The organism is Aeromonas sp. S19(2024), from assembly GCF_041402625.1.
In the GTDB taxonomy this organism is placed as follows: Bacteria; Pseudomonadota; Gammaproteobacteria; order Enterobacterales; family Aeromonadaceae; genus Aeromonas; species Aeromonas caviae.
Genome location: NZ_JBGLQU010000001.1, coordinates 612,597 through 630,132, shown reverse-complemented (window position 1 = coordinate 630,132; position 17,536 = coordinate 612,597). Strand labels below are relative to the sequence as shown.

General features: G+C 62.0%; 18 protein-coding genes. 4 read left to right on the top strand and 14 right to left on the bottom strand.

Translation table 11 applies throughout. From position 1 onward, the window contains the following. Window position 1 precedes the first annotated feature (1 nt). The 3 genes from efp to ACB037_RS02995 all read right to left on the bottom strand — a co-directional run bounded on the left by efp (window position 2) and on the right by ACB037_RS02995 (window position 2,952). Window positions 2–568 carry an elongation factor P gene (efp, locus tag ACB037_RS03005; RefSeq protein ID WP_010673788.1) on the bottom strand — a complete coding sequence of 189 codons (567 nt, stop codon included), beginning with the start codon at window positions 566–568 and terminating at the stop codon, window positions 2–4. Window positions 569–613: 45 nt separating this feature from the next. Next, window positions 614–1,816: an elongation factor P maturation arginine rhamnosyltransferase EarP gene (earP, locus tag ACB037_RS03000; protein WP_045525607.1), complete on the bottom strand. Its 1,203-nt coding sequence runs from the start codon at window positions 1,814–1,816 to the stop codon at window positions 614–616. A 92-nt stretch (window positions 1,817–1,908) separates the two neighbouring features. Next, window positions 1,909–2,952: a GMP reductase gene (locus tag ACB037_RS02995; protein ID WP_045525606.1), complete on the bottom strand. Its 1,044-nt coding sequence runs from the start codon at window positions 2,950–2,952 to the stop codon at window positions 1,909–1,911. A gap of 409 nt (window positions 2,953–3,361) precedes the next feature. On the opposite strand from ACB037_RS02995, the gene ACB037_RS02990 reads away from it, so the two are divergent. Then, on the top strand, window positions 3,362–3,823 hold the full coding sequence (locus tag ACB037_RS02990) for an ATP-dependent zinc protease (protein ID WP_370736837.1): 462 nt from the start codon (window positions 3,362–3,364) through the stop codon (window positions 3,821–3,823). Between the two features lie 67 nt (window positions 3,824–3,890). Here the strand turns inward: ACB037_RS02990 and ACB037_RS02985 are convergent, their stop codons facing one another. The 7 genes from ACB037_RS02985 to ACB037_RS02955 form a co-directional block, all read right to left on the bottom strand. Beyond that, window positions 3,891–5,330, bottom strand: a complete 1,440-nt coding sequence (locus tag ACB037_RS02985) for an ATP-binding protein (RefSeq protein ID WP_045525604.1) — start codon at window positions 5,328–5,330, stop codon at window positions 3,891–3,893. After that, window positions 5,327–6,019, bottom strand: coding sequence for a response regulator (locus ACB037_RS02980; RefSeq protein WP_041215642.1), 693 nt, complete (start codon window positions 6,017–6,019; stop codon window positions 5,327–5,329). The genes ACB037_RS02985 and ACB037_RS02980 overlap by 4 nt, the downstream gene beginning before the upstream one ends. Before the next feature lie 81 nt (window positions 6,020–6,100). Beyond that, entirely contained in the window at window positions 6,101–6,748 is a 648-nt protein-coding gene (locus ACB037_RS02975; RefSeq protein WP_045525602.1) for a tetratricopeptide repeat protein, read from the bottom strand. Window position 6,749: 1 nt separating this feature from the next. After that, complete coding sequence (locus ACB037_RS02970; protein WP_039039562.1) at window positions 6,750–7,598, bottom strand: SDR family oxidoreductase; 849 nt, start codon at window positions 7,596–7,598, stop codon at window positions 6,750–6,752. Continuing rightward, entirely contained in the window at window positions 7,595–8,251 is a 657-nt protein-coding gene (locus ACB037_RS02965; RefSeq protein ID WP_371174859.1) for a TenA family transcriptional regulator, read from the bottom strand. The genes ACB037_RS02970 and ACB037_RS02965 overlap by 4 nt, the downstream gene beginning before the upstream one ends. Next, window positions 8,248–9,759 carry an AMP-binding protein gene (locus ACB037_RS02960; protein WP_124245117.1) on the bottom strand — a complete coding sequence of 504 codons (1,512 nt, stop codon included), beginning with the start codon at window positions 9,757–9,759 and terminating at the stop codon, window positions 8,248–8,250. The genes ACB037_RS02965 and ACB037_RS02960 overlap by 4 nt, the downstream gene beginning before the upstream one ends. Continuing rightward, entirely contained in the window at window positions 9,756–10,421 is a 666-nt protein-coding gene (locus ACB037_RS02955; RefSeq protein WP_042014526.1) for a thermostable hemolysin, read from the bottom strand. Before ACB037_RS02955 ends, ACB037_RS02960 begins: the two co-directional genes overlap by 4 nt. 187 nt (window positions 10,422–10,608) lie before the next feature. On the opposite strand from ACB037_RS02955, the gene ACB037_RS02950 reads away from it, so the two are divergent. From ACB037_RS02950 to ACB037_RS02940, 3 genes are all read left to right on the top strand, one after another. Beyond that, the gene (locus ACB037_RS02950; protein ID WP_319859098.1) at window positions 10,609–11,250 is read left to right on the top strand and encodes a class I SAM-dependent methyltransferase; all 642 of its coding nucleotides are present in this window, start codon (window positions 10,609–10,611) and stop codon (window positions 11,248–11,250) included. A 74-nt stretch (window positions 11,251–11,324) separates the two neighbouring features. Further along, window positions 11,325–12,551 carry a winged helix-turn-helix domain-containing protein gene (locus ACB037_RS02945; RefSeq protein WP_371174858.1) on the top strand — a complete coding sequence of 409 codons (1,227 nt, stop codon included), beginning with the start codon at window positions 11,325–11,327 and terminating at the stop codon, window positions 12,549–12,551. Between the two features lie 94 nt (window positions 12,552–12,645). Then, the gene (locus tag ACB037_RS02940; protein ID WP_201955593.1) at window positions 12,646–13,608 is read left to right on the top strand and encodes a hypothetical protein; all 963 of its coding nucleotides are present in this window, start codon (window positions 12,646–12,648) and stop codon (window positions 13,606–13,608) included. A 69-nt stretch (window positions 13,609–13,677) separates the two neighbouring features. On the opposite strand, the gene frdD is transcribed toward ACB037_RS02940, so the two are convergent. The 4 genes from frdD to frdA all read right to left on the bottom strand — a co-directional run bounded on the left by frdD (window position 13,678) and on the right by frdA (window position 17,073). Next, window positions 13,678–14,034 carry a fumarate reductase subunit FrdD gene (gene frdD, locus ACB037_RS02935; RefSeq protein WP_010673803.1) on the bottom strand — a complete coding sequence of 119 codons (357 nt, stop codon included), beginning with the start codon at window positions 14,032–14,034 and terminating at the stop codon, window positions 13,678–13,680. A 112-nt stretch (window positions 14,035–14,146) separates the two neighbouring features. After that, the gene (locus ACB037_RS02930) at window positions 14,147–14,545 is read right to left on the bottom strand and encodes a fumarate reductase (protein ID WP_049636550.1); all 399 of its coding nucleotides are present in this window, start codon (window positions 14,543–14,545) and stop codon (window positions 14,147–14,149) included. A gap of 16 nt (window positions 14,546–14,561) precedes the next feature. After that, a complete protein-coding gene (locus tag ACB037_RS02925) occupies window positions 14,562–15,296 on the bottom strand; it encodes a succinate dehydrogenase/fumarate reductase iron-sulfur subunit (RefSeq protein ID WP_042065016.1) in 735 nt (244 codons plus the stop codon). Next, window positions 15,289–17,073 carry a fumarate reductase (quinol) flavoprotein subunit gene (gene frdA / locus ACB037_RS02920; protein ID WP_010673806.1) on the bottom strand — a complete coding sequence of 595 codons (1,785 nt, stop codon included), beginning with the start codon at window positions 17,071–17,073 and terminating at the stop codon, window positions 15,289–15,291. Before frdA ends, ACB037_RS02925 begins: the two co-directional genes overlap by 8 nt. Window positions 17,074–17,536 lie beyond the last annotated feature (463 nt).

Below are 17,536 nucleotides of genomic sequence, written 5' to 3'. Positions count from 1 at the left end.
CTTAGTTGACGCGACGCTTGAATTCACCGGTACGGGTGTCGATTTCGATCTTGTCACCGATCTCCACGAAGGCGGCAACGGCCAGCTCGTAGGAGGTGCCCTTCAGGCGGGCAGGCTTGGTCACTTTACCGGAGGTGTCGCCACGGGCGGCCGGCTCGGTGTACTCGACTTCACGCACGATGGTGGTCGGCAGTTCTACGGAGATGGCTTTCTCGTTGTAGAAAGTCACTTCGCAGAGGTCTTCCATGCCGTCTACCAGGTAGTTCAGGGCATCACCCAGGTTGTCTTTCTCGACGTCGTACTGGTTGTACTCGGTGTCCATGAAGACATACAGCGGGTCGGAGTAGTAGGAGTAGGTGCACTCTTTACGCTCCAGCTGAACGACTTCCAGCTTGTCGTCGGCCTTGAAGACGGTCTCGGTGGCGCTGCCGTTCAGCAGACCCTTCAGCTTCATCTTGACCACGGCGGAGTTACGGCCGGATTTGTTGAATTCAGCCTTCTGGACCACCATCGGCTCGGTGCCGATCATGACTACGTTACCAGCGCGGATTTCCTGTGCGGTTTTCATGTAAAAAATTCCTGTTCGTGAAACGGACGGATAAAAACTGCCAGATTATATACGGCTTTCTAAAAATTTCACCAACCTCGTGACGAGATCCCCGTCCGCCAGCAGCCTCTGTGGCCAGGTGCGCCCATGTTGCTGCCATATGGCCGCGTATTGCGGCCATTGTGCCCAGAGTTCACCCGTATGCTCCCCCCGGTTGAGGGCATGGTTGAAGCGGCGCAGCCACTGACCGGCCGGCGCTGGCAAGGGGGAGAGGTAGTGGTCGAGAAAACCGTCCAGCTTGACCATGTGGGCATCCTCTTCCTGCTGGTAGATATGCCAGAGGAAGGGGCGCCCCGCCCACTGGGCCCGCACGAAGGAGTCCTCCCCGCGCACCAGGTTGAGATCGCAGCTCCACAGCAGGCGATCGTAGCCCCTCTGATCGGTCATCGGCAGCAGCTTGACGGTGAGGTTGCCCGCCTGGAGCAGATCTCCGGCCCGGGCACCGGGAATGGCCTCTGCCAGCCCTGCGCCGATGAGCACGTCGTCGAGGGAGCGCCCCAGCGGCAGCAGCAGGGTGACGGGGGTGACGCTCTGGCGCCAGCCCTCGGCCAGGCTCCTGAGCGCCTCGCTCTCGTAGGTAAAGAGGCTGACCCGCAGCTCGTCTTCTCGTTGGGGTGGCAGGCCGAGGCTGGCCCAGTAGGCGGCCAGTCCCGCAACATCCTGTTGCCAGCGCTCGCGCTCGACGATGAGGCCTCGCTCGCACAAGAGGCCGCCCGTTTTCTGCGTGAAACCCGGGAAGAAGAAGTACTTGTCGAGGCGCTGGCTGCCGACCTGCTGGGGCGAGGCGAGGCCATGGCAATCCTCGACCCAGCTCTCGGCCGAGAGGTATTCGAGGTTGATCCAGCAGGGGGGCGTGGTCTGCTCGGCCATGCGTTCGATAAAGGGGGCGGGCAGCTCGCAGGCAAACGCCTCGATGACCACCCTGGCCGGGGTCATGTCGGCGGGGAGGCGCTCGTGCCAGTGCTGGACATAGATGCCATCGACCCACTGACCGTCCTGTGCGGGGTCGAGCGCCGGGCAGATGCGGGCGAAGCTAACCAGATCGTCCACCCAGAGCCGCACCTGCACCTGCACCTCACTCTTCTGCGCCGGGAGCGCGCTTTCCTGTTTGAGCTGGCGGGCGAGCCGCCAGGTGACGCCGATGTCACCGAAGTTGTCGACGACGCAGCAGAAGATGTCCCAGTCGAAGGGGGGGAGAGGGCTTGTCATGGCGCAGGGTCCCAGATGCAAAAAAACCGGTGCGCAGGGTAGCACACCGGTTGGCTGGCTTCTAACGGTCGGCTCGGGGCCGAAGGAGGAACTTACTCCTTGCCGTAGACGTTGTTCTCCTGCTCGCGCACCCGGATGAAGGTGGTGCGTTTGGTGAGCTCTTTCAACTGGCTGGCCCCCACATAGGTGCAGGTGGATCGCACCCCGCCCAGGATGTCGCGCACCGTGTTCTCCACCGGGCCGCGGTAGGGCAGCAGCACGGTTTTGCCTTCGGAGGCGCGATACTCGGCGACACCGCCGGCGTGCTTGTCCATGGCGCTGGCCGAGCTCATGCCGTAGAACTTCATGAAGGGCTCGCCATCGACCTCGACGATTTCACCGCCGCACTCTTCGTGAGCGGCCAGCATGCCCCCCAGCATCACGAAGTCGGCGCCGCCGCCAAATGCCTTGGCCACATCCCCCGGGCAGGTGCAGCCGCCGTCACCGACGATCTGGCCACCCAGGCCGTGGGCCGCATCGGCACACTCGATGATGGCGGAGAGCTGCGGGTAGCCGACCCCGGTCTTGACCCGGGTGGTGCAGACCGAGCCCGGGCCTATGCCCACCTTGACGATGTCGGCGCCGGAGAGGATCAGCTCCTCCACCATCTCGCCGGTCACCACGTTGCCAGCGAGGATGATGTGGTTCGGGCAGGCCTCGCGGATCTTGCGCAGAAACTCGACGAAGTGCTGAGAGTAACCGTTGGCCACGTCCACGCAGATGAAGCGCAGGGCGCTGGACATCGCGAGGATCTGGCGGGTCTTGGTGAAGTCCTCCTCCGAGGTGCCGGTGGAGACCATTACGTGGCCCAGCAGGGCCGGGTCGGTCTCATTGACGAAGGTTTGCCACTGCGCAAGGCTGTAGTGCTTGTGCACCGCCGTCATCATCTCGAAGCTGGCCAGGGTACGCGCCATGGCGAAGCTGCCGACGGTATCCATGTTGGCGGCGATGACGGGCACGCCCTGCCATCGGGTCTGGGTGTGCTTGAAGGTGAACTGGCGGGTCAGGCTGACTTGGGAACGGCTCTTGAGAGTAGAGCGCTTGGGGCGAAACAGGACATCCTTGAAACCGAGCTTCAAGTCTTCTTCGATACGCATTGCGAATTCCTTATTGAGCCTTGTGTGAGAGGTCACTTTGCAGTGGCAACTTTTCGGCAGGCGCAAAAAAACCGGTGGTTTTCAGGCCCTCCGGTTTACAGCAGTGTAGGCAAAAATCCCGTCAGAACAAGACTGATAATTCACACACCGCTGTGGTAGCCTTTGGCGTCACAACCTGAGGATGGCCGCCAGCGTCATCCAGCACCCTGTTCTCCCCTCGTTTTCCTGCTGCATTCCCCACTCACGCGCCGTGCCCGGCATGGATTGTCGCCTGTTGGCACCGCGTCCAGAGCCTGCTCCCCTGCGCGCCAGAATCCGGTTGACCCGGCAGTTGGCTGTGATACATCTGGGCGCAAGACTGACAAGGCGAGAGAGCAAGATGGGCAAGAGAATGGTGGCGGCAGCCATGATGTGGGCGCTGTGCGGCAGCGCGATGGCGGCCCAGACCAGCTATGGCTGGATCGAGAAGGGGGTGCTGATGCCCTACGGGGTGGCGGTCAAGATGAAGCTCGATACCGGTGCCCTCACTTCGTCGCTGGATGCCCGCGACCTGAAGCATTTCAAGAAGGATGGCAAGCCCTGGGTGCGCTTCAACCTGGTGCTGACCGATGCCAATACCGACAAGGTGGTGCGCCGGAGCGTGGAGCGGCCGGTGGAGCGCAGCGTGACGGTGCGCGGGGCGGGCGGCATGGAGGAGCGCCCGACGGTGACCATGTCCGTCTGCGTCGGGGACCAGGTCTACAAGGAGTGGTTCACCCTGCGGGATCGCAGCAAGATGATCTACCCGGTGCTGCTGGGGCGCCGTCTGCTGGCGGAGCTGGGACCGGTGGATTCGAGCCGGACCTTCACGGTACAGCCCACCTGCGACTAGGGTGGTGGTGCCATGAAAAACGGGGGCCTGGCCCCCGTTTTTCATGGCGTGCGCAAAGGCTGACCCGTCATGCCTGGCGCGAGGCGGGCAGCAGCACGCTCACTTCGAGCCCCCCTTCAGGCCGATTGTGGATGTCGAGATCCGCTCCGTGAAGCTGGGCGATGCGCGAGACGATGGCCATGCCAAGGCCCACGCCATCCCCCTGCTGGGGATTGACCCGGAAGAAGCGCTCGCACAACCGGGAGAGGGCGGCGGTGGGGATGCCGGGGCCGTTGTCCCGCACATCCACCCGGATCCGGTTGCCCACCTGGCTCACCACCACGGCGACCTCGCCGCCCACCTGGGTGTAGCGCAGCGCATTGTCGATGAGGTTGCCGAACATCAGCTCCAGCAACATCGCCTGTCCCATTACCTGCACCTGTTCGGCGCCCTCCAGGGACAGCTGCTGATCCTTTTTCAGGGCGATGGGGGCCAGGGTCGCCAGGGTGCCCTGCAACAAGGGGAACAAGGGAAGGGCGGTGAGGGCCGGGCTCTGCTGGTTGTCGATGCGGGCCTGGGTCAGCAACTGGCGGATCAGCCGATCGCTGCGATCGAGGGCCAAGAGCATCTTGCGCAGGGCCTGCTCCCGGCTCTGATCATCCTCGGCCGTCATGGCGTTCTCGCTGTGGATGCGCAGCACCGCGAGGGGCGTGCGCAGCTCGTGGGCTGCCTCGTTGGTGAACTGTTTCTCCCGATCCAGGGTGTCAGCGAGGGCGTGCATCAGCCGGTTGATCTCCCCCACCAGCGGCGTCAGTTCCTCGGCCTTGATGGCGAGATTGAGGGGGCTCAGGTTGGCGGGATGACGCTCGCCGATGGCTTGCGCCAGCTGGTGCAGCGGTGACAGTCCCCGGGTGATCAGCCACCACAGCAGACCGAGCAGGAAGGGCAGGGTGATGAAGAGGGGCAGCATGGTGAGGGTGGCCATCTTGCTGGCCAGCTCGCTGCGTTCGTCATCCCGCTCCGCCACGATGAGCCAGGTCTGTTCACCTTCGTTGTAGAGGGTAAAGGTGCGCCACTCGTGGTGATCCTTGGTCTCGCTGTTGAAGCCCCGCTCCAGGGTGGTCAACGGTTGGGCCGGGGCATTGGGCGAGCGCAGCAGCACGGCGCCCTGCTCGCTCAGCAACTGGAAGTAGAGGTTGTGTTCGAATTCATGGCCATAGGGGGTGAACTCGTTGTCCTGACCGAACTGGAAGAAGCCGCCCTTCTCGATGTGGGGCGTCTCGGGGACGGCCTGCACCCACTCCTGGTACACGGTGCCGTTGCGCGGCAGCTCGCCGCTCTGCTTGAGATAGCGGCTGAGCAACTGGTTGGTGATGCGGGCGGACTGGGCGAGACGGGCATCAAACAGCTCTTCCATCTCGTGGTTGGCCTGCAGGTAGCCGATAAGGCCGCTGATGGCGAGGCTGAGGCTGACCAGGGCCAGGATGCCGGAGAGCAGGAAACGGCGGATGGAACGGACACGGCTCATGGGGCGGAGGCTCCTCTTGCGCCCTGGACGTCGAGCTGGGGCACGATGTAACCGACGCCGCGAATGTTGCGGATGAGCTCGGGGAAGAATTTCTTGCGCAGGTGGTGAATGTGCACCTCCACCGCGTTGCTCTCTGCCCCCTCGTCCCAGCCGTAGAGGCTCTGTTGCAGTTGATCCCGGCTCAATACCCGGCCGCTCTGGGTGATGAGCTCCTGCAACAGCTTGTACTCATGGGGGGTGAGCTTGACCGGCTCGCCCCGATAGGTGACCTGTTGTGACGCGGGGAAGAGCTGCAGCTCCCCGTACTCCAGCACCGCCTGGGCCTGCCCCTTGCTGCGCCGCACCAGGGCGCGCAGCCGGGCGTTGAGCTCCTGCAGGGCGAAGGGTTTGACCATGTAGTCGTCGGAGCCTGCATCCAGCCCCAGTACCCGGTCGTCCAGGGCATCACGGGCGGTCAGGATGAGCACGGGCAGGGTCTGCCCCTCCCGGCGCAACTTGCGCAGCAGGCTGATGCCGTCGATGTCCGGCAGGTTGAGATCCAGGACAAGGGCGGCAAACTCCTCGCTCTTGAGTGCCGAGAGGGCCGGCATCCCCTGCTGGAGCCAGTCCACCGTGTAGCCGCTGCTGCGCAGGGCATCCACCATGCCGTCTCCCAGCATCACATCATCTTCCACCAACAGGATCCGCATTGTTCTCTCCCTCAAACGACACTGCCCACCAGTATGCAAGCTGGTGGGCAGAGTTGAAATAGCACACTGTGCTGCTTGTGTTTACAGCTTGGCGAGACGCTCGCGAATTTCCATTCTGCGGCCCTCGTCCGCCACCTCGCGGCCAGGGCGCGCCGGGGCGGCCAGGGCCTTGTCCAGATAGACCTTCGCCTGTGCCTTGTCACCCTGATCCAGCAGGAAGTCGCCGTAGAAGAAGTTGGGGTCGATGCCGGTGGGATTGATGGCCAGCGCCTGCTTGAGCAGCTTCTCCGCCTTCTCGTCGTCACCAAAGCCCACCGGCCAGCCCGGTACCTGGTAGTAGAGGGAGCCCAGGCTGGTGTAGGCCGAGCCTTCCAGCGCCTTGGGATCCTGCTTGATGGCGATCTCGAGCTTGGCCTTGGCCTCCTTCACCAGACCAAGGGCGCCGAGGCCGCCCTTGGCCCCCGCCCAGGTGCTCTTGACGATGGCGGACCAGATCAGCAGATCGGTGCGAAATGCCTCCTTGGCGCTCGCCTCATCGGCCTTGGCACTCAGGCTCTCCAGGCAGCTCTCCTTGGCGTTGCCGGTCTGCTGGTACTGGCAGTGGGCCCACTCCTGCTGAATGGTGGGCAGGGCATCGGCGGCCTGTGCCAGACCGCTTGCCAGCAGGCCTCCCAGGACGAGCAACAGGGGGCCGTGACCAAATCGGGGACGGAAAGTGGTGTGCTTCATCTCAATGTTCCTTCTCGTTTGTCGCACAGGCGGGATCGCTCCTGTGATCGGGGGCAGGGGAGGCGGTGCGGCGGGCGTGGCGCTCGATGATCGGGCGCTGCTTGGCCAGGGCCATGTCCACCAAGGCGGGCAGCAGGCCGTTGAGCCGCACAAAGAGCTTTTCCGGCCAGCCGAGCCAGCGGCGGCGTGTCTCGTTGCACAGGGCGATGACGGCCTCCTCGGCCACGTCCTGTGGGCTGTCGGTCCGGGTGCCGAGCTCGGCATTCATGGCATAGGCCGCCTCGGAGTTGAGGTGGGTGCGGGTGGCGCGGGGGGCAAAGTGCAGCACCTTGATGCCGGTTCCCTCCAGCTCCCGCCCCAGGGACTCGCTGAAGCCGCGCATGGCGAACTTGCTGGCGCAATAGACGCTGTAGCCGGCAAAACCGATGGCCCCGAGGCTGGAGCCGATGTTCATGATGATGGCGGGCTTGCGCAGCCGGGGCAGCAGGGCCCGGGTGAGCTGGATGGGCGCCTCGACGTTGAGCAGCAACTGGCGTGTCACCTGCTCGCTGCTCTGATCTTCCAGCCAGGCGAACTGGTTGCAGCCCGCACTGTTGATGAGCACGTCCAGCCCCTCGTCCAGGGCCGGGTGTTGCAGCAGCTGCGCCCGCTCATGGGGAGAGCCGAGATCGGCCGTCACCGTCTGGTGGCGATCCGGATGAGGCAGCTCCCGGCGCAGGCGCTCCAGGGCGCTGGCCCGACGACCGTGCAGCAGCAGATGGGCACCCTGGGCCGCCAGTTCATGGGCCAGGGCTTCACCAATGCCGCCACTGGCGCCAGTCAGCAGTATGCGTTTGCCTTCAAGCTTCATTGGCATGATCCCGTGAGCTGATAGAGCATGTCGCCATAGAGGCGGTAGACCACCTTGGCGGCGTGAATGATGGCGGCCTGATCGGCGGCATCTTCCACCCGGTTCATCAGGGATTCGAAGAACTTGAGGTGCTCCTGGTCCAGGGCCCCGTGGGAGCTCAGGTAGCTCATGGCCTGGGGCGGCAGACCCAGACAGCTCTTGAGCTGGTCGGCGACGGTCAGGGCGATGGCGACGCTGGTGCCTTCCAGCACCTGCACCATGCCGAAGAAGCCCATGGGGTTGCCGCGCTGGATCTGGTCGTAGAGGAAGGCCACCATCAGCTCGATGGGCAGGCCCGGCTGGCCGTGGCGCACCGCCTCGGCATCACCGCCGCAGGCACGGATGTCGTTCAGGATCCACTCCTGATGGCCGTACTCCTCGTCGATGTACTCCCTGATGGCGCCACGCACCCATTCGTACTCCTGCCCCAGCTTGCCGCCGGTGGCCATCAGGAGCGGCACCGTGTGGCGCACGTGGTAGTAGGCCTGTGCCAGGAAGGCGAGGTAGGTGTCACGGCTGATGTCGCCGCGGCGGCAGGCCTCGATGATGGGGGCGTTGAACAGGCGTTCGCGCTCGCAGGCGGTGGCTTGTTGCAGGGTCTGGTAGAAGCTCATGAGGTCTCTCCTGTGAGGCATTGGCTGATCTGCCGGGAAAAATGGTGATAAATCTCGTTGCGACGGGGGCGCCCGTTGGCCGTCAGCAGGCCGGGGAGCTGATCCAGGGCGACCGGCAACCAGTGATGGATGCGGGCGTAATCGGGCAACTGCTGGTTGAGCCGGGCAATCTGCTCTGGCAATTGGGACTGGCTGCCCGGCAGCGGCTGGATAAGGGCCACGTTGGCGGGCTGACCGTCACCGAAGATGACGATGCGGGCGATGGCCGGGCAGAGCTGGGCCTGGGCTTCCACCCACTCCGGGGAGAAGTTGCGACCAAAGGCGGTGATCTGCACGTTCTTCTTGCGCCCCGTGATATGGAGATAGCCCTCCTCGTCGAGCCGACCCAGATCCCCTGTGGCGATCTGTGTTAAGGAAGAGGTGCCTGTGGCGATCTGACTGCCCGTCTCGCCCTCTTCCCCCAGGTAGCCCAGCATGGCGCTGCCGCTGACCATGACTTCGCCGTCTGCGGCGATCGTCACCTGGCAGTGGGGCAGGGGCAGGCCGACGCTGCCGGGACGATCCCCGTGGGGGCCGTTCAGGGCGACCACGGAGCCGCATTCTGAGAGACCGTATCCCTCGTAGACCGGCAGCCCCGCCGCACGGGCGTGAGCGATGAGTTCGGGGGCGACCTTGCCGCCGCCCACGGCGACGAAGCGCAGAGTGCCGAGCTGTGTCGCCAGGGCAGGGGTATTGAGGCACAGGGCCAGCAGCAGGCGCAGCAACTCGGGTACCAGCACCAGGCTGTGGCTGGGCCAGCGCAGCAGTGCATGGGCCAGGGCCGCAGGATCCAGCTTGCTGGAGCCCGAGAAGCCGAGTTCCCCCAGGGAAGGGATGCGGCTGCAGGCGCCGGTCAGCAGCGGTACATACAAGCCGGTCAGGTTCTCCAGCAAGGTGGTGAGGGGCAGCAGGGTCAGGTGTTTCTCAACCCGGGCAGGGGCCACCCGCAGGGCAAGGGATCCGCAGACCGCCGTCATCTGTTCCAGCGACAGGCAGACGCCCTTGGGTTGCCCCGTGGTGCCCGAGGTATAGGTGATCTTGGCGGTGCCCGCCGGCAGCTCGGGGAGGCGGGCCGGGATGCGGCGCCACAGGGGCACGGCCTGCTCATCGGGCCTGCCTGCCATGAGCACGAGGGGCGAGGCGGCCTGCCACCCCTGGTGCTCCGGGCCGACCAGGGCGTCTGCTCCGCTGCTTTCCAGCAGCCACGTCTGCTGCGCCGGACTGAAGAAGTGGGGAACCGGGATGACCACGATGCCGGCCCAGGTGCAGGCGAGATCGATCAGTGCCCAGGGCAGGCCGTTGTCGAGTTGCAGGGCCAGGCGGCGGATGCCGGCCCCTTGCAGCACTCCAGCCAGTTGCTGGATCTGCTGCCACAGGCTCTGGTAATCCAGCTCACTCTGGCTGCCTAGCAGCGCAGGCTGGTGCGGGGTCTGGCTGGCATGGTGGGCGATGGTGTCGAACAGCGTCATTGCGCGCACCTCCTGTCGATGTCGGCATGGTTAAAAAGGCGGGGCATGGGCCCCAGCAGGTTGAGCAGCAGGCTGCTCTGTGCGAGCACCTCGCGCCCCTGGTTGATGTCGCCTGCCATCACCTTGGGCTGGCAGCGGTAGTATTCGCCCCAGGCACTGGCATCCTCTCCCACCTGATGGGCCTGGGCGGGGGCCAGCTCCACCGGGTTGAGACGCAGGCGGGTAAAGCTGTTGCGCAGCTTGGCGGTACCGGTGAACACCACGTAGTCCAGGGCGTTGTCACACAGCAGACGACACAGCGCGGCAAACATCAGGCGGGCGTGACCCGGTTCGCTGCAAGCAAGATTGCCCACTTCGATGATGCGGTGGCGGGCCGGACGTACCCCGAGACGGGTCTCGATGGCGGCCTCGACAGGCTGCTCCAGATATTGCTCCAGATAGAGCGGTTGCTCGTGCTCGCCATGGCAGGCCTGGTTAAGGCCGCAGGCACCGACCAGCACGCCATCTGCCCGGTAGAGCCCGAGCAGGCAGGGCAGGAAATGGGGAATGCGGGCGTTGAACTCGAGGGTGTAGGCGGCCTGGATATAGGTTTGCAGCGCCATGACCTGCTGCGGGGATTCGGCCAGGATCAACCGGTAGGGGGCTTGGATCTCGATGGTCATGGTTGGCTCCTTCTCTTGCGATGGGATGAGAGTAAAAGGGCAAACTTAAGAAACCCTTAAGGCGCAAAAAAAGACGAAAAAAACTGACGGGGGGTGAACGGGGGGCGATGGGGGCACCAGACAAAACAGTTGCCAGCAGCGGGCGTGGCAGGCAATCTGCCCCGCTGTCGCCACCCGAGGAGCTGCCATGTCATCCCCTGTTCACTGTCCCCTGTGTCTCTCCCCTCGGCACCATGCTCTGCCGGTGGCGGGCAAGGGCTATTACCGCTGCCTGACGTGCGAGCTGGTCTGGATGGACGAGGCGGACCACCTGGACGAGGGGGCCGAGAAGGCGGTCTATGACGGGCACGACAACCGGGTGGACGATCCCCGCTACCGGACCTTTCTGATGCGTGCCTTTGGCGAGGTGCTGGCCCGGGTGTCGCCTCCTGCCAGCGGCCTCGATTTTGGCTGCGGCCCCGGGCCTGCCCTCATCGCCATGGGGCGGGAGGCGGGCTTCGAGATGGCGGGCTACGACAAGTTCTATGCCGACGACCCAGAGTGCCTGACAAGGCAATACGACTTCATCACCAGCACCGAGGTGATAGAGCACATCGCCACCCCCCGCGCCGTGCTGGACACGCTCTGGGGCTGTCTCAAGCCCGGCGGGGTGCTGGTGTTGCAGACCCAGCGGGTGCTGGGGGACGAGCGCTTCAAGACCTGGCGCTATCGCCACGATCCCACCCATATCGTCTTCTTCGCCGAGGCCTCGTTCCGTGCCCTGGCTGTCCGCTGGCAGGCAGAGGTCGAGTTTCCTCATGCCGATGTGGCGGTGTTCACCAAACCCTGAGCCGGGCGTTTTCATTTGGCCATGAGTTGGGCATGCTGGTGGCCTGATACCCAGGAACGGATGCCCCTATCTCCATGTCGATCCCCCACCTCTCATTGCAAGACGCTCGCCACCTGCAACTGGCGGCCCAGGGGCTGCTGACCCCGCGCCGCGCCAGAGCAACCCCCGCCGACCTGCTCGCCTGCATTCGCCGCATGGCGTTGCTGCAGATAGACACCATCTCCGTGGTGGCCCGCAGCCCCTATCTGGTGCTGTTCAGCCGTCTCGGCCACTACGATCCGCGCTGGCTGGAACAACTGCTGGCCGATGGTGACCTCTTCGAATACTGGGCCCACGAGGCCTGTTTCGTCCCCCGGGAAGATTACCGGCTGCTGCGCCATCGCATGCTGGATCCCGCCGCCATGGGCTGGAAGTTCTCCGCCCAGTGGCTCAAGACCCACGGCGGCGAGATAGCGCAGATAGTGGAGCGCATACGCCAGGATGGCCCGGTGCGGGCGGCAGACTTCGAGCGCAAGGGGGACAAGGGCAACGGCTGGTGGGACTGGAAGCCCGAAAAGCGCCACCTGGAGGTGCTGTTTACCGCAGGCCAGCTGATGGTGCGCGAACGGCGCAATTTCCAGCGGGTCTACGATCTCGCCGAGCGGGTCATGCCGGAGTGGAATGACGAGCGGGATCTGCCGAGTCCTGATCTCGCCCGGCGGGACATGGTGCGAGCCAGTTGCCGGGCGCTGGGGCTGGTCAAGACCGGCTGGGTGGCGGATTACTATCGCCTTAAACGGGGGAAATACGACGCCCTGCTCCACCAGCTGGCGGACGAGGGGGAGCTGTTGCCGGTACGAGTGGAGGGGTGGCAGCACGGAGCCTTCGTTCACGCCTCCCTGGCCGATGAACTGGTCCGGGCCCAGGCGGGCTCCCTCAAGGCGAGCCACACTGCCGTGCTCTCGCCCTTTGACCCGCTGGTGTGGGATCGCAAGCGGGCCAGCGAGTTGTTTGGCTTTGACTATCGCATCGAGTGCTATACCCCGGCCCCCAAGCGCCAGTACGGTTATTTCGTGCTGCCGTTGCTGCATCGCGGCAAGCTGGTGGGCAGGATGGACGCCAAGGCCCATCGCAAGGAGGGAGTGTTCGAGGTCAAGAGCCTCTATCTGGAAGACGGGGTCAGGGTGACCCGGACCCTGGCCCAGGATCTGGGCAAGGCCATCCAGAAGCTGGCGCAGTGGCACCAGACACCGACCCTGCGCTACGGCGCCATTCCTGCGCCCTTGCTGGCCCTGTGGCAGGAGATATCGTCGCCTCTGTAGTCAAACTTACGGGGATTAATAAGTACTTGTTCAAGTGTTGGTACGCTAATTGGTTAGCGTACAACGACAAGCTCAAATCGTGAGAGATATTAGGATGGTGACAGGACAACGACTTAATACCGCACTTTGCGGGCTTTCAGCAGAGTTCGGTTACTACCCAGAGTTTTGTGATATTGAGACCGATAGATTCTCAATCAGAACACTTCCCGAACATGAACGCATTGTGGCGCTCGTATCAGGGGACCCGAATGTCCTCAAAGGTTGGATCTATCCGGGGGCGCAGCAATATAGAGAATTCATGAGCGGACATGTTCGTTCAATGCCTTATAACGTTCGTGTTTTTGGGCTTCCCAAAACCCATGTTCTGACGCTTCCAGAGCGCAGAAACAGAGAGGAACTCGATTTTGTGGTGTGGTGCTTATCCTTTTTCACCGGTATGAGACTAACTACAACAGAGGCTGGCTTTCTCGATGCAACCCCCATCCAGCCGGGAAAGCTCGTTGATTTTATCCTGAGTCGCAGCACTATCGCCGATGTCATCGAATTGGCGCTGGACTATCTGGAATCGGAGCGTGGTGATGCTCGTGCGCCTAAGCGGGTGACTGCTGTCATCCATGCCTTGTTTTTGGCGCAGTATCCACAGAATCTCTCTTTTGAGCGATTTCAGTACCTGTACATGGCACTGGATGCTTGTTTCAGGCTAGTTGAAGTCAAAGAAGCGAAAAAACTCCAGATTTCTCATGCTGGACGTGTTCAATGGATGTGTGAAAAATTTGGTATGCCAGTACCTGATTGGGCTAAGAACAGCAAAACAGAGCCCTCATCGCTATCGGTCGCCCGTAATGACACTTTCCACGAAGCCATATTCTTTGATGGGCCGTTGGGATTTGCTAGTTACGACGGTAACCTGCGCTCAGCAGAACAGGAAAACACCCTACTGCAAATGGAAGCATTGGTTTGTCGGTTACTGGTGGCCATTCTTGGTAAGCCTGGCGTCGGCTATGTTAAGACCTCCGTCAATACTATAGAGATTCACGCACTGGAACTACGTGGATGAAGGCCAGAATTAAACCGCAAATAAAAAAACCGGGCACTGGGCCCGGTTTGTCATGCAGTCAGGATGTGCTTACTGGAGCACCAGCACCATCAGCAGGCCGACGGTGATGGCGGACACCAGGAAGGCGAAGCCATAGAACACATAGTGGTGCAGCTTGGTGGTGTGGATCCCCAGATCATGCAGGCCGTGGTAGATGCGGTGCATGCCGTGCCAGACGGGCAGGGCGATGATCACCAGCAGGATGCAGGCACCCCACCAGGAGCTGGCGAATGCCAGCACGCGCTCGTAGCTCATGGTCTCCACGTCCATGATGCCCATGGGCACCAGCAGACCTGTGATGAGGACAATGACCGGCAGCAGCATGGCAACCACCATGCCACCCGCACCAAACAGACCCCAGTAAATTGGCTCGTCAGAACGTCTCATATTTTTTCCTCAAATCATGATTGAGTGATCGTGGCCAACGTTTCTGAGTGAGAGCCCGGTACCAAACAGACACCAATAACCGGGTTCGTCAGAACGTCTTATGGTTTTCTCCTCAGGCCACGATGATCAGGACAAGCAGGGATACCGCCGCCAGCGCCACATACTGGGCGATGACGATCGGCTTCTCCGGCACCAGGTCTTCGCCACGGAAGATGCGCATGGCTTTCGGAGCCAGGGCGAACCAGGTCTTGGCATGGAACAGGCAGGCAGCCAGGGCGATGACGTGGAACAGGATGGCAATGGGGCTTTGCAGGGATTCCAGCCAGCCGTTGAATGCCTCCTGACCCTGTACCAGGCGCAGCAGACCCCACATCAGCACGACGGCGTAGATGGAGACGAAGATGCTGGTGCCTTCGCGGATCATGTAACCGGTGTAGAAGGCATTCTTCAGCCACCAGTCTTTCTTCATCTCGCGCACGTAAGGCTTACGTTTGCTTTGGGTGTTGTTCATGGTCTCACTCCTGGTCTCAATCCGGCTTGAACATGGCGATCATGTAGTCCTTGGCGCTCTCGACCTTGCCAAGCTGGATGGCGGCGGCCGGATCCACGCCTTTCGGGCACACTTCGGAGCAGTAGCCCACGAAGGTACAGCCCCAGACGCCTTCGTCCTGGCTGATGATCTTCATCCGCTCCCTGGACGCGCTGTCGCGGTTGTCGGCGTTGTAGCGATAGGCCAGCGCCAGTGCTGCCGGACCGGTGAACTTCTTGTTGATGCCATATTGCGGGCAGGCCGCGTAGCACAGACCGCAGTTGATGCACATGGAGAACTGGTGATACTTCGCCATGTCAGCCGGCGTCTGGGTGTACTCGCCATCGCACAGGCTGCGCGGCTCAGACGGGATGATGTAGGGCTTGATGCTCTCCAGCTTCTCGATGAAGTCGGACATGTCGACCACCAGATCGCGCTCGATGGGGAAGTTGTTGAGCGGTTCGATAGTCATCTTGCCAGGCAGGTAGTCGCGCAGGAAGGTCTTGCAACCGAGTTTCGGAATGCCGTTGACCATCATGCCGCAGGAGCCGCAGATCGCCATCCGGCAGGACCAGCGGAAGCTCAAGGTGGAGTCCAGATGATCCTTGATGTATTGCAGCGCATCCAGCAGGGACATCTCTTTGAGGTAGGGCACCTGGAAGGTCTGCATCCAGGGCTCGTTATCCTGCTCGGGACGGTAGCGCAGGATTTCAATTTCGATCATCTCAGCCATTCTTCTTAGCCTCGTCTTGTTTCTCACCCTCGGAACCGTACACGCGCTTGGCCGGTTGGGATTTAGTGATCTTCACATCGGAATAGTCGATGGTCGGGGCCCCTTCGCCGTTGTAGAAGGAGAGAGTGTGCTTGAGGAAGTTGACGTCATCGCGCTCCTCGTAACCGTCCAGACGCTGGTGGGAACCGCGGGACTCTTTGCGGTTGATGGCGGAGTGCGCCATGGCTTCCGCCACGTCCAGCATGTAGCCCAGCTCGATGGCGTACAGCAGGTCGGTGTTGAAGACCGAGGACTTGTCGTTGATCTTGATCTTCTTGTAACGGGCTTTCAGCTCGTTGATCTTGTCGATGGTGCCCTGCATCAGCTCTTCGGTACGGTAGATACCGACACCGGCTTCCATGGACATGCCCAGTTCGTTGCGGATATCCGCCGGGTTTTCGGTGCCGTCGATGTCCAGCAGGGAGAGGTGCTGCTTGATGAGCGCCTCGGCCTTGGCGACCAGCGCCTGGGTGTTGCCGTGTTGCTGGGTGGCGGCAAACTCGGCTGCCTGCTCACCGGCCACCTTGCCGAAGACCACGATCTCGGACAGGGAGTTGGAACCCAGACGGTTGGCGCCGTGCAGACCGACGGAGGCACATTCGCCAGCGGCATAGAGACCGGCCAGACGAGTGGCGCACTTGCCGTCGGTTTCGATGCCACCCATGGTGTAGTGGGCGGTCGGACGTACCGGAATCGGCTCTTTTACCGGATCCACACCCACGTAGGCCTTGGCCAGTTCGCAGATGAAGGGCAGACGCTCTTTCAGGTACTTCTCGCCAAGATGGCGCAGGTCAAGGTGAACCACGTCGCCCATGGGGCCCTGAATCACGCGGCCTTTTTGCTGCTCCTGCCAGAAGGCCTGGGAGAGACGGTCGCGCGGACCCAGCTCCATGTGCTTGTTCTTTGGCTGGCCGACCGGGGTTTCCGGGCCCAGACCGTAATCTTGCAGGTAGCGATAGCCATCCTTGTTCAGCAGGATGCCACCCTCACCACGACAACCTTCGGTCATCAGGATGCCGGTGCCCGGCAGACCGGTCGGGTGATACTGGACGAACTCCATGTCCCGCAGCGGTACGCCGTGGCGGTAGGCCAGGGCCATGCCGTCACCGGTGACGATGCCACCGTTGGTGTTGTAGCGATAGACACGACCTGCGCCGCCGGTGGCCAGCACCACGGACTTGGCCTGGATGAAGCGGGTGATGCCGTTCTGGATGTCAAAGGTGACGACACCCTGGACACGGCCATCTTCCACGATGAGATCCAGACAGAAGTGCTCGTCGAAGCGCTTGATGGTCGGGTACTTGATGGAGGTCTGGAACAGGGTGTGCAGGATGTGGAAGCCGGACTTGTCGGCGGCGAACCAGGTGCGGGGGATCTTCATCCCGCCGAAACGGCGCACGTTGGCCTTGCCGTCCGGTTTGCGGCTCCAGGGGCAACCCCAGTGCTCCAGCTGGATCATCTCGTTGGTGGCGTTGTTGACGAAGTACTCGACCACGTCCTGCTCACACAACCAGTCACCACCGGAGACGGTGTCGTTGAAGTGGTTTTCCAGGGAGTCGTCATCACGGACGACGCCTGCGGCGCCACCTTCGGCGGCCACTGTGTGGCTGCGCATCGGATAGACCTTGGAAATCAGGGCGATTTCCAGCTCCGGGTGGGCTTCTGCAATGGCGATTGCGGCACGCAGGCCACCGCCACCGGCACCGATGATGGCAACATCGGTCTTGATAATATCCACATCTGCCTCCTTAGGGATAGATTTGCTGGGCACGATTTTGCTCTATGAAAAAAATTCAGGCTTGATGCAAGTCAAACTGCTTTGTTTTAGTGCTTGGCAACGGTGATTTTTATTACAACCACCCCATTCCTTGGATGAAAATGCCGTCATTATCGCCATCCATCAGTGATCTGGATCAGCCGTACTCGCTACTCTGGTGATTTTAACTCCAAGATTATACGTAGTTTTCTTTCAAAAAAATGAGAAATGCCTCTCTTTTTGGGTATTACCCATAAAGTTTTTAAGTTTTTTATCAAAACAGTTTAATGATAACTATTATCACGATGACATATCGAGGTTAGGCATCAAAAAAGTAATGCGAATATAGCCATGACAGACTGGGCCCGTCTCCCACACATGGGCAAAAGGAGATGTCGATCACAGGGTTGAGGGTCTCGAAAGGGGATTATAACCGTTGAAACAA